The sequence below is a fragment of the Kothea flammea genome (assembly GCF_052161645.1).
Classification (GTDB): Bacteria; Planctomycetota; Planctomycetia; order Pirellulales; family Pirellulaceae; genus Laterigemmans.
The window spans coordinates 4,618,429-4,630,669 of sequence record NZ_CP197414.1 but is presented as its reverse complement, the minus strand read 5'-3'; the positions used below and the strand labels follow the sequence as shown (position 1 = coordinate 4,630,669).

The following is a 12,241-nucleotide window of genomic DNA, read 5'->3' as shown; positions in this document are numbered from 1 at the left end:
GGTAACCAGCAGCATGTAGCAAAAACAAGAAACACGAATTGAAAATGGTCTTAGTGTCACCACAAGTGAGTTCCAGAAAGAAATGGACAGGGCCTCAAGACTAAACAACTTCGTAACCCGCACGTTGTTCGCGACTCAAATGCTCGTTCGCCTCTTGGTCGTCTCCAAAGGTCTCTGACTCGGCATTCCAAGTCAACGGTCTGCCCGCGCGCATGGCGATGTTTCCCAAATGACAGGTCGTCGCGCTGCGATGCTGGCTTTCGATATCAGAAATCGGTTGTTGTCGAGTAGCAAGGCAATCGAAAAAATTTCCCATATGATTGATGATCGCATCGAGCTTGCCGGCTCGCTCGGGCCGCTGCAGGTTATCACGATCATAGACTTGGAAATTTTCTCGCGTCAGTGGACGTGTTGCCAGGGCATCGACGGGAGCGCCCGAAATGGTGCCGCGATTTACAAAGATTCTCCCTTCCGAACCAGTCAACATGATACCGTTGCGCCCCGTATCGCCGACTGTTAACACGACGCCGCTGGGATAGGTGTATTGGGCTTGGTAATCGATCGCCACATCATAACTGGCTTCGTCGACTTGCGGATATTTCGCTTGGGCTTCAACGCGTTGCGGATATTCGTCGATTGCCCATTGAGCGATATCCAAATGGTGCGCACCCCAGTCGGTCATTTGACCACCGGAGTACGCGTACCACCAGCGAAAGGTGTAATGGGAACGCTCGGCGATATAAGGGCGGTCGGGCGTTTGGCCTTGCCACCGCTCCCAGTCGAAATTGGGCGGCACTGCACGCACCGGAAAAGGACCACCTTGGACGTTTTTGCCCAAGACAACATCAACACTTTGCAGCTGCCCCAGGCGTCCTTGGCGAACCATTTCAACGGCTAATCGAAAGCGAGAGTCGCTGCGTTGCCAGCTGCCGACTTGCACCACCCGGCCCGTCTCCTCGACCACGCGGCGGATGACTTTGCCTTCGTCGATCGTCAGCGTCAATGGTTTTTCACAGTACACATCTTTACCGGCACGGCAGGCATCGATCAACATTTTGCTGTGCCAGTGATCGGGAGCACCAATTAAGACCACGTCGACGTCATCACGGCTGATCAGGTCTTGGTAATCGCCGAAAATTCTCGCGGTGCTACCGAAACTCGCACGCGCCTGATCCAAGACATGTCGATCGACATCACACAGCGCCACCACGTCGCCGTACTGCTTGGCCTTTTCAGTAATCACGGTGCCCTGATAACGCAGCCCAATCGCTCCGATCCGAGGGCGCGAATTGGGGCTGGCCGAACTGTCTTGAGCGATCGGCTGAGGGTTGGCCCAATAGCCCCCTGCGACCGTTCCGGCGGACATTGCGCCGCTGGCCAGCACCCCGCTGGTGATCGCCGCTTGGCGGATAAACTGTCGACGCGTTGGGTGCCGGGCCGTGGCAGTGGGACTGGCTGGACAGGCAATCGCTTGGTGGGGCCGGGTCGCTTGGTGGGGCTGCATAGCGGTGGTGGGCAATCAAGTGGGGAAGGAAATGAACGAGGGCTGCAAAACAAAGAGCAGTAGCCAACCAGTGGTTTTGCTGCGTGGAGTGCTATTTTATCAGCTCGGCGGAGCTTGTGTTTTGCGACTCTGGCCCTTCCGTCTGAATTCCCCGCAGAGTCCGAAAAGTGGGGTGCGGGCTAGTCGAAAGTTGCCATTGAATGCGTTAAGCTGGTCGCACGAAAGACCTGCCTTAAATTTCCACTCAACCTGCCTCCAATTCGCGGGACGCTCCGGCCATGAATTTTCAACGCTGGTTATTTTCCTTGCTCATCTTCTCCCCAACGAGCTTGTTGCTGGCGGACGACTGGCCGCAATGGCGGGGCCCGCAGCGGGATGCCAAATCTGCCGAAGCGGGTTTGTTCGGCAATTGGGACGCGGATGGCCCGCCGCTGGCTTGGACAACCGCGGGGATTGGGGAAGGCTACGCCAGCGTGGCGGTGGTCGGGGATCGGATTTATACAACGGGCAATTTACCAAACGGCCAAGTTGTCAGCGCGATCGACGTCGCTAACGGTAAACTCGTTTGGCAACAACAGGTGACGCGACAGCCGCCACAACATGGCTATGAAGGCAGCCGCTGCACCCCCGCGGTCGATGGCAATCGCCTCTACGTGGTGACCAGCTCAGGTGGTATTATCTGTTTGCAAACCGCCACCGGTAAAATCGTATGGCAGCGTGATTTCGCTGATTGGAACGGCAAGATGATGAGCGGCTGGGGATTCAGCGAATCGCCGCTGGTCGATGGCAATCGCGTGATTTGCACACCGGGCGGTAACAAAGGAACGATCGTAGCGCTCAACAAAGTCAACGGCAAGGAAATTTGGGCCTCTCAGCTACCTAACTTCCCGCAGGAGACCGGTGTTAACGGCGATAACCTGAGCGACGGTGCTGGTTACGGTTCGGTGGTCGTGTCGAATGGTGCCGGTGTGAAACAATATATTCAATTGGTCGGTCGCGGACTGATTGGAATCCGAGCCAGCGATGGCGCCCCGCTCTGGCGTTACAGCAAAGTTGCTAACGGTACTGCCAATATTCCCACGGCAGTTGTTGATGGAGATTTGGTTTTCACCAGCACTGCTTACGGTACTGGTTCAGCTCTGCTGCGGTTAACCAAAAAGGGCAATCAAGTGCAAGCCGAAGAGGTCTATTGGTTAGATGCTCGGACGCTTCAGAATAAGCATGGTGGGATGGTGCTGGTCGATGGCCACATCTATTGCGGCACAGGTAATGGTGAAGGCCTGCCGACTTGCTTAAACATGCAAACCGGAGAAATCGCTTGGGGTCCCGAACGTGGTAAAGGGCGGGGAGAAGCCAGCTTAATTTACGCCGACGGACATTTAGTGATTCGTCGAGATGATGGCACGGTGATGCTCGTGGTCGCCACGCCAGAAAAGTTTGAACTAAAGCACTCCTTCATGCCGGAAGTTCAAGAAGGGAAATCATGGGCCCATCCCGTGATCGCCGGTGGGCGATTCTACTTGCGTGAGCAGAACCGCTTGATGGCCTACGAATTACGCTCCCAAATTTAAACCACTCGCGAGTTTCGCCTTGAACGATCCTACTCAACTGCGCAGCCATCGTTGGTTTGGTCCCGATGACTTGCGCTCATTCGGTCATCGCTCGCGTCTGAAAGGCATGGGCTTTGACGACGCCGATTACCGCGATAAACCGATTGTTGGTATTCTAAATACTTGGAGTGACCTCAATACCTGTCATTCGCATTTTAAATCGCGAGTCGAAGAGGTCAGGCGTGGCATTTTGCAGGCCGGTGGATTTCCGGTCGAAGTGCCCGTGATGAGCCTCGGCGAAATGCTGATGAAGCCGACGACGATGTTCTATCGCAACTTGTTAGCGATGGAGACCGAGGAGGTGTTGCGGTGCCACCCCATCGATGCCGCCGTGCTGATGGGAGGCTGTGATAAGACCGTCCCCGCGATGTTAATGGGAGCCATTTCAGCGAACATCCCGGCGATCTTTTTCCCCGCCGGACCCATGCTGAAAGCGCGTTGGAAAGATACGACGCTCGGCAGTGGTAGTGATGCCTGGAAGTTTTGGGCCGAACGCTGTGCCGGCAATCTGTGCGACGGCGACTGGTTTGAGATTGAAAATTGTATCGCCCGTTCGGCTGGCACCTGCATGACGATGGGAACGGCCAGCACGATGGCTGCGGCTGCCGAAGCGTTGGGCTTTGTGCTCTCCGGCGGTTCGTCCATCCCAGCCGTGTTGGCTGAGCATAGTCGATTGGCCGTTGCCACTGGGCGTCGTGCGGTCGAGCTGGCTTGGGTAGACTTGAAACCACTGCAGCTGGTGACCAAGCAATCGATCGAAAATGCTGTTCGCACCGTGTTGGCGATTGGGGGCTCCACGAATGCGATTGTTCATCTCATTGCGCTTGCCGGTCGCGCCAATGTCGAACTGACGCTGGATGATTTTGATCAGCTTTCACGCTCTACTCCGCTGCTGGCTGATATTCGTCCGGCCGGTCAACATCTCATGGAAGACTTCTACAATGCTGGGGGCCTACCTGCACTGCTGAAGAACTTGGGCGACTTATTAAATCTTGATTGTCCAACCGTTAGCGGGATGACACTTGGCGAACAAGTGGCCTCCGCCGAAGTGGTCGATGAAACCATTATTTGTTCGCGACACCTGCCGCTCCGCAGTGATGCCGGCACGTATGTCTTGCGGGGTAATCTCGCTCCCGACGGTTGTGTGATCAAAGCAATTGCTGCCGAGCCCCGGTTGTTAAAGCACACTGGCCCCGCGGTGGTGTTTGATGACTATGCGACACTCAAAGAACGGATTAATGATCCCGATCTGGATGTTACTGCCGATTCAGTTTTGATTCTGCGTTCAGCCGGGCCCGTCGGTGGCCCGGGGATGCCCGAGTGGGGAATGCTGCCAATTCCGAAAAAGTTGCTAGCTCAGGGAGTTCGCGATATGGTGCGGATCAGTGACGCGCGGATGAGCGGCACCAGCTACGGAGCGTGTGTCCTGCACGTCGCTCCGGAATCTTGGGCTGGGGGGCCGCTGGCACTTGTTCGCGATGGTGACTTGGTTGAACTCGACGTGACGCAACGCCGACTGCATTGGCACGTTTCAGCAGACGAGATCGCCGCCCGGCGGGCCGCCTGGAAGGCTCCCGAACCTCGTTTTGGAAGAGGGTATGGGCAACTCTACGAGCGGCATGTGCAACAATCCAACGCGGGCTGTGATTTCGATTTTCTGCATGGTGGAACTCCCAATCAGGAGCCTGATATTTTTTGACAATGTAGCTAGCCGTGGTTCTCGTGTTGAACCAAATTTTTTGCCCGCCACCGAACGGTGGCTAGCGCCAAAACCGCTAACGTTCCAACTTTTTTACCCCATGTGACGTCGCAACTATGGATATCTCCCCGCCGAGTGTGGATCGTTTACGACAATCGGTCATTGCCGTACCTCCGCTAGCTCGAGCCCCGGATGGCACTTTGGCTGCCGCTGAAAATGAAAAGCTGATTCGCCATCTGGAGCGGGGAGGCATTAACATTTTGCTTTACGGGGGCAACGCCGTTTTCTATCATCTGCGACCCTCTGAATATGAGCGTGTCTTACAGTTGTTAGTGCAAACGGCTGCACCCAGCACGGCTGTCGTCCCCGCCGTCGGTCCCACCTACGGATTGATGATGGATCAAGCCGAAGTGCTGCAGGACTTTCAGTTCCCCACCGTGATGGTGCTGCCGCAACGCGACATTACCGATCCGCAAGGCATTGTGCATGGCATTCGGGCCTTTGCCAACGCCTACGGCAAACCAGTGGTGCTGTACCTAAAATTTGAGAACTGGCTTCCCACCGCGGCTGTCAAAAGCCTAGTCGATGACGGGCTGGTCTCCTGGATTAAGTACGCCGTGGTCCACGATGATCCGGCTGCTGATGATGAACTGCGGCGATTGGTCGACGCGGTGGGTGGCGAGCGAATAATTAGCGGCATCGGCGAGCAACCGGCCATTGTTCACTTGCGTGATTTCGGCGTCACTGGTTTTACCAGCGGCTGTGTCTGTGTCGCCCCCACTCGTTCGATGCAAATGTTGCGGGCGATTCAAGCGGGAGATTTTCAAGCCGCCGAACTTATTCGCCAAAAGTTCTCCATGTTGGAAGATCTCCGCAATCGCATTCACCCAATCCGCGTGTTGCACGCCGCGGTCACGGCCAGCGGGATCGCCGATGCCGGTCCCATTATCCCACTGCTCTCGGAACCACCGGCTGAAGAGCTGGCCGCGATCACCGCTGCTGCCGAGTCATTGCTAGCGTGGGAACGCGAAGCCAGCGTCGCACAAGGGTAACCGCATGCCGATTCCCGACCGCCCCCGCTTCCCCGCAGCTGACACTCGCTTCCAACTATTGCAGACTGATGACGGTTCGTTGACTCTCGAAGAACTTGCCAGCGGGGATACTTTTCACAGCGGCTGCGGGGCGATCAGTGAGTGCGAGCACGTCTACTTGCGAAACAGTGACGTGTTCTCAAGGTTATCGCGGGGTAAACCGACTCGGGTGCTCGAATTGGGGTTCGGCACCGGGCTGGCCTTTGCCGTCACTGCCCTCGAGGCCCTCACGCAGCAAGCTCCTCTGCAATATACGGCCATTGAAGCGCGACCACTTGGTGTCGAACTAATGCGGCAAGTGTTAGAGCCGAGTCTGCGACCAAGGATTGAGCAACTTGTCGATTCGCAACGCGATGCCGCCGAGCGTTTGCTGCCCAACCTACTAAACGCTTGGCAGTCAGCGATCCCGGCGCTTATTCAGCATGTTGCTCGCAAGCAACCAATTGGTGAGCGAGCAACGAACGAGCCACAGTCGCGAGCTCCCCGGCAATTACCCATCCAGCTGACGTCCGCGTGTCAGCTGTTGATGCTCATTGGCGACGCCAACCGATGGCAGCCAGAGCCGACCGAAAGCTTTGATGCGATTTATTTCGACCCATTCAGTCCCGCCAGCAATCCGCAATTGTGGAGCGAGGAATACCTGGCCCGAATCGCCGCGTTGTTGAGTCCCGCAGGTCGCTTGGTCAGCTATTGCGTCAATAGCCAAGTCCGTCGCAGCTTGCAGCGTTTGGGACTGCAAGTTGAACGACGTTCCGGTCCTCCCGGCGGTAAACGTGAGGTGCTCGTCGCCCGACCTGACGGCCGGGCGTAGAAAATAATCGACAAGCTGAGACGCAGCTGCCCGCGAGAGCCCTACATGTTGATCTCGAAACCTTTGCGATATTCGCGAGCCAAGAATGCGTTCGCTTGATCATCGCCGATGATTTCACGTTTATTGGGATCCCAATTGACTTCTCGACCGAGTCGCATGGCGATATTGGAGAGATGGCAAATTTCCAACATCCGATTATGCGTCCAGACGTCGGAAATTGGTTGCTTCCGTGACTTCATCGCGTCAGTGAAGTTGGCCGTATGGTTGGCGCTAACCGGTCCGCCATAGACCTCTTCGATCGCTCCTTCGGGCAGCGGATTGGACTTTAAAGCTTCCACCGGCGAGCCGGTGATCTTGCCGCGGTTTACGAAGAATCGCCCTTCCGTCCCCTCGAACAGAATACCGTTGTCGCCTTCGCTGGTGATAATCATCTCCACATCATTCGGCATTTGAACGCGAATGTTAAACTTGGTCGCCGCGTTGTATTGATCAGCAACCAAGGGGTGTCCGTCGCGGTATTCGACTGGCAACGTGTAATCCAACGGAGTCACGGTGCTCGGGCCGGTATCGCCGGCACCGAGCGCCCAGCAAGCGATATCGACGTGGTGTGCACCCCAGTCGGTTAACTTCCCACCGGAGTATTCATGCCAATTTCGGAACGAATAGTGGGCGTTGCTGTATAGCGGGACTCCACCACCGTAGCCGGTTCGCATTTCTGGCAGCGCCCGATAGGCAACCTGCGGGGCTGGACCTAACCAGAAATCCCAGTCGAGTCCCTCGGGCAGTGGCGCTTCTGGAATTACCGGTGAGGGGATCATGCCATTAATTCCACAGGTCACTTTCTTGACCGTACCGATGCGGCCATGCTTTACCAAGGCTACCGCTTGTAAGAAGCGTTGATCAGATTCAGTCCGCTGCATCGTTCCCACTTGGAAAACGCGACCGGTCTCTTTGACGACCTTCTCGATCAGCTTCCCTTCATCAATTGTCAGTGTTAGCGGCTTTTCGCAGTAGACGTCCTTACCAGCATACATCGCTTCCACGGCGATCTTGGTGTGCCAATGATCGGGAGTGGCAATCATTACCGCGTCGATATCTTGGCGATCCAAGATTTTGCGATAATCCTTGTAGGCGTCAGGTGCTTTCCCTTGACTATCCTTAACGCGCCCAACATTCTCGCCCAAGACGTTTGCATCGACATCGGCCAACGCCGCAAAGTCCGCATAGCCAAATGACTTGCTGGTGATCGCCCAGCCCTGGTTTCGTAACCCGATCGTGGCGAACACGGGACGATCGTTGGCGGCTTGATAACCGAAGGCCCGTTTGGTCGAAGGCAGCAACAAACTGGCGGCACCCAATGTCGCTGCACCTTGCAGAAATTGGCGTCGGGATCGCTGGAATTTTTGGGGCATCTGGAGATCCTTGAGGAGCGTATCGAGGAGAAGGTTTACAGCAATGACGCCACTGAGCCTTAACGACTCGAGTGCGTCAATTTCTGGGGAATTCGTTCCAATTATAGTCTCTCGAGAATACCGTCGGCAACCAGAAGGCAATTTGGTGTTTTTTGCCTATCGACGCAACTCGCTCAATCCTCGGCAGCGGTCAGATAGCCACCGAGCCGCACGCGAAAAATGGCTAAGACGACGAGTAGGCCCGTATAGCCGAGCAAGACCGTCACGTTAAAGAGGGGGCCAGCGGTTCCGAACAGCATCTCCAATTGGTAATCATCCTCGCGTCTCAGTCCCATCCAATGAGTTAATAAGCCCAACAGCCTGTAACCGACGGTGAGGCGGTTGATCGAGGCTGGAATAATCGAAATCAAACCTTCGATAAACACCAAGTAAATAATCGCGACCACCATCGCTCGCTTTTGCACAATGGTACCGATCAGCGATAACAGGGCCCCGTAAGCCAAACTGCCCAGCACGACTAGGGAGCAGAGCACCCACCACAACCGCCAAGGTTCGCTGATCCCGGAGGCTGGCACGGCGACGCTGGTTGCCATCACGCCGGCCGATATTGCCCACAGAATGGCTACCAAGAATTTACCCAGCACCATGCTGCGACTGCCGGTGGGCCGCGAGACGACATACAACCAAGTTCGTCCCTCAATCTCACTGCTGATCACCGGCGTGGCCCACAACAACAATCCCATTACGCAGGATACGCGGACGATCAAGGCGAACAGAACCAAAGTGAAAGCTTCGTCGGGCGGTTGACGGTCCTCCAACCACTTGACGAGTAAGATCAACATGACCGGAAAGCCAGCCATCAACACCCATAACAACAGCCGCCCCGGGGTAAAGGAACGCCGCATCTCAAACCAAGCAACCCCAATCGGTCCCCAAAGATTCATCTGGCGTACCCCCGGTGACGGCGGGTCAAGACTTCGAATAGTGATGCCAGTTCGCCGTCGGCTCCGACCATTCGATCGATCCGTAAGTTGTCTTCGGCAACCCAGCGGGTGACATGATGCGCGAGTTGATCAGCCAGACGAGCTTCAATTCGTAACCGGTTGCGATCATCGGAGAGACGCACGCTATCTACCCAAGGTTGTTCGGCCATCCGGCCGGCCAATTTTTCCACATCAGGACCATAGAGGGTAATCTGTTGTGGCAAGTCATTCACCATGGCACGCAGCTCGCTGGCGCTGCCGGTCGCCAGCAACCGACCTCCGTAGATCAAAATAAATGCATCGGTAACGGCTTCCACCTCGGGCAGGACGTGACTGGCTAGAATCAACGTTTTGCCGCGACTGGACCATTCCTTGAGCAACTCAGACATTTCAAATCTGCCGACCGGATCAAGCCCATTGAATGGCTCGTCGAGGATCAACAGCTCGGGGTCATGCGCGATCGCCTGAGCCAATTTGACTCGCTGACGCATGCCTAGAGAATAAGAGCCAATGGGAGAGTCCATGCGATCTTTCATGCCGGTCAAGACCAATGCTTCAGCCGCCATGTCATGTGATTTGCGAAACGAATAACCACCAATCATTAATAGTTCGACCAACCAGTCACGAGCCGACGCTCGCGGGATCAGCAACTCGCTGGCCGGACATACACCGACACGCGATAATAGCGAGCGGCGCTGAATCGGGTTTGCTCCAAAGATGCGAGCCTCACCACGACTGGGGAACAAAGATCCTGTCAGCAAGCCGATCAAGGTTGTTTTCCCGGCACCATTGGGACCAACCAGGCCATAACAGCCGGGATTCAGTTTCAAGTTCAGGTCATTAACGCCGATTACGGTTCCATACAGACGCGTCAGACCGCACAACTCGATAACTGGCACTCGCTCCCCTGCTTCCGTTAATTCCATTATATCCTCAGCTGTGCGGCGACGCGTTGATAGGCGATCATCATTGAACAAATCGTGACTACTGACACGAGTAATATTGCCCCCGACGCTTCGCCATTGTCAGCCAGCGTCCCAAAGATTGCCGCTTGGATTTGGCCGAGTGCATGATAGGGAGATACCAGAGTGACATATTTTGGAACCGCGGTGAAATCGTTGCTAAACAAGGCGCTGCTGGTTAACACCAGATAGGTCACCCAGCCGAGACCCCAGGTGGTGAACCAAGCGAATGCGGCATAACGACTTTCGCTGGTGAAAGAAGAATAGAGGATGGCTAATGCTGCGGTCGGTAACGCCAGAGTGACCGAGGCGGCGATAATTCTCAGCGGTAAATCCCAAGTTTCGAAGAAGGTCCAGAGGTCAGGACTAAACGCCAGCCCCAAGCAGTACACCCCGAGAGCTGGAATGGTCGACGTGAGTGCCAACAGCACGATTAACACTAGCGCTTTACCAATTAGATACTCGACCACCGTTAAGGGGCGGGAAAAGTACAACAGATAGGCGCGGCTGCGAATGTCATAACTAATAATTCGGGGCGCGACTAAACCAAACAGCACGACCATCAAAATGGCTTGCGGATAGCGAAAGAAACCAAGCAGTAAGTTGGCCCAAACTAAATGCCTCGCTTCAGGGGAGTCGCTGACGATGGCGTCCCTCAGTTGTGGATTGGATTCAAAAAGCTCAGAAGAAACCTCCAACGCTGCCCGCTTTAACCCATCACTCTCGGGTATCTGCTCATACATAAAGAAGCAGACGCCAACCGGGATCATGGGAAGCATTGCGATCATCAAAAGACGCCGCAGCCAAACGGCCCGCCACACCAATCGTAAACTTGTACCCGTGATGGCCAACGGCCTAAGGAAACGTGGCGAACGCTCACCGTCCCAGTTGCGATAGCCAAGATCAATAATCGGCATGTTGTCGTTCCAGGTTGGCTGCTGGCGATATCTCTGCGGGTTGATTCTGTCGCACCGCTCCCATAAAGATCTGTTCCAACGATGCCTGGGCGGGCTCCAACCGACCAATCGTTGCTCCCGCCGCGTGGGCCAGCTGCCAAACACGCGTCGTCTCGGCTGGGTCCAAGCGCTGTAAATGCAGTTCACCCCGAGGCAGTTCGCCCCAAGCGATTCCGGCTTCCGCCAATGCGGCGATAAATGCATCCCTGCCAGCCACGATGGTGACGCTCAAGCCCGGCTCCGCTGGGCGACTTAATACTTCCAGTCGCTCCGCCACGCGCACTTTTCCAGCCACCAAGATGATCACCGAATCACAAACCTGCCTGACATCGGGCAAAATATGTGTCGACAGCAAAATCGTCTTCCCGTGCTCACGGGCCAGCACCTGAATGCGATTCAGCAACGCGTCCCGCTGGCCCGGGTCCAGCCCCGTCGTCGGCTCGTCCAAAATGATAAGGGAAGGATCGTGGATCAACGTCTGGGCAAACTTAAGCTTTTGCCGCATGCCGGTCGAATAGGTTTCCACTTGTCGATATCGCTCTTGGCCAATGTCACAAAAGTCCATGACCTCATGACCTCGGCGGAGTGCCTCCAGACTCGGTAGCCCAGAGAGACGGCCCGCTAATTGCATCGATTCGATACCTTGCAGTCCGGCTAGATAGCAATCATCTTCCGGCAAGTAGCCAACCAAGTCGCGGATCGCCCGCGCGTGTTCGGGCCAAGCATGGCCGAGAATGTTGCCGCGTCCAGAGTCAATCGCGACTAGTCCCATTAACGACTTGATCAACGTGCTTTTGCCCGATCCGTTGGGGCCCAGCAGTCCCGTTACTCCCGGGCCAACCTGAAGGCTCACATCGTCAAGTGCCAGCTGACTGCCGTAGTGCTTACGTACCTCGCTCAGCTCAATGATGGGTCGCTCGTCCAATTGATTCCTCAGTTCCAGTTGCGCGCCCGGCGCGTTGACATCTTGCTCATCAGAGCATTGACCTGTTGCGAAACTCAATATCTCTGTGGCCGAATCCTAGCCGCTTATTCGCCACGCACCCATCAATCTTGTCTGCTGGTGAGAAAACTAACGCACTAAATCAAGTTACCCTTCGGCCCATGGCCCTCGATTGCCAACCGCCGCGGCCGCACCATCGCTATTATCCTCACACCAATCACCTCGCTCGACACACTGTAATCAATTCAACCGCTTCGCAAAGCCATTTGC

The 12,241-nt window shown here is 55.6% G+C and carries 10 protein-coding genes; 4 read left to right on the top strand and 6 right to left on the bottom strand.

What is annotated here, in order from left to right:
- Nucleotides 1-100: 100 nt before the first annotated feature.
- Nucleotides 101-1,504 carry a Gfo/Idh/MocA family protein gene (locus SH139x_RS17385; RefSeq protein ID WP_488351041.1) on the bottom strand — a complete coding sequence of 468 codons (1,404 nt, stop codon included), beginning with the start codon at nucleotides 1,502-1,504 and terminating at the stop codon, nucleotides 101-103.
- 278 nt (nucleotides 1,505-1,782) lie between these two features.
- On the opposite strand from SH139x_RS17385, the gene SH139x_RS17380 reads away from it, so the two are divergent.
- The 4 genes from SH139x_RS17380 to mnmC2 all read left to right on the top strand — a co-directional run bounded on the left by SH139x_RS17380 (nucleotide 1,783) and on the right by mnmC2 (nucleotide 6,715).
- Nucleotides 1,783-3,075: a PQQ-binding-like beta-propeller repeat protein gene (locus tag SH139x_RS17380; protein ID WP_488351040.1), complete on the top strand. Its 1,293-nt coding sequence runs from the start codon at nucleotides 1,783-1,785 to the stop codon at nucleotides 3,073-3,075.
- 19 nt (nucleotides 3,076-3,094) lie between these two features.
- Nucleotides 3,095-4,813, top strand: coding sequence for an L-arabinonate dehydratase (araD, locus tag SH139x_RS17375; RefSeq protein ID WP_488351039.1), 1,719 nt, complete (start codon nucleotides 3,095-3,097; stop codon nucleotides 4,811-4,813).
- Between the two features lie 116 nt (nucleotides 4,814-4,929).
- Nucleotides 4,930-5,865, top strand: coding sequence for a dihydrodipicolinate synthase family protein (locus SH139x_RS17370; RefSeq protein ID WP_488351038.1), 936 nt, complete (start codon nucleotides 4,930-4,932; stop codon nucleotides 5,863-5,865).
- Between the two features lie 4 nt (nucleotides 5,866-5,869).
- The gene (gene mnmC2, locus SH139x_RS17365) at nucleotides 5,870-6,715 is read left to right on the top strand and encodes a tRNA (5-methylaminomethyl-2-thiouridine)(34)-methyltransferase MnmC2 (protein ID WP_488351037.1); all 846 of its coding nucleotides are present in this window, start codon (nucleotides 5,870-5,872) and stop codon (nucleotides 6,713-6,715) included.
- Nucleotides 6,716-6,756: 41 nt separating this feature from the next.
- Here mnmC2 and SH139x_RS17360 read toward each other — a convergent pair whose 3' ends face one another.
- From SH139x_RS17360 to SH139x_RS17340, 5 genes are all read right to left on the bottom strand, one after another.
- Nucleotides 6,757-8,127 (bottom strand): Gfo/Idh/MocA family protein, encoded by a 1,371-nt coding sequence (locus SH139x_RS17360; RefSeq protein ID WP_488351036.1) that lies wholly within the window; start codon nucleotides 8,125-8,127, stop codon nucleotides 6,757-6,759.
- A 173-nt stretch (nucleotides 8,128-8,300) separates the two neighbouring features.
- Nucleotides 8,301-9,071, bottom strand: a complete 771-nt coding sequence (locus tag SH139x_RS17355; protein ID WP_488351035.1) for a hypothetical protein — start codon at nucleotides 9,069-9,071, stop codon at nucleotides 8,301-8,303.
- Nucleotides 9,068-10,036 (bottom strand): ABC transporter ATP-binding protein, encoded by a 969-nt coding sequence (locus SH139x_RS17350; RefSeq protein ID WP_488351034.1) that lies wholly within the window; start codon nucleotides 10,034-10,036, stop codon nucleotides 9,068-9,070. Before SH139x_RS17350 ends, SH139x_RS17355 begins: the two co-directional genes overlap by 4 nt.
- Nucleotides 10,036-10,989 carry an ABC transporter permease subunit gene (locus SH139x_RS17345; protein WP_488351033.1) on the bottom strand — a complete coding sequence of 318 codons (954 nt, stop codon included), beginning with the start codon at nucleotides 10,987-10,989 and terminating at the stop codon, nucleotides 10,036-10,038. Before SH139x_RS17345 ends, SH139x_RS17350 begins: the two co-directional genes overlap by 1 nt.
- Entirely contained in the window at nucleotides 10,976-12,031 is a 1,056-nt protein-coding gene (locus tag SH139x_RS17340) for an ABC transporter ATP-binding protein (protein WP_488351032.1), read from the bottom strand. Before SH139x_RS17340 ends, SH139x_RS17345 begins: the two co-directional genes overlap by 14 nt.
- Nucleotides 12,032-12,241: the final 210 nt, after the last annotated feature.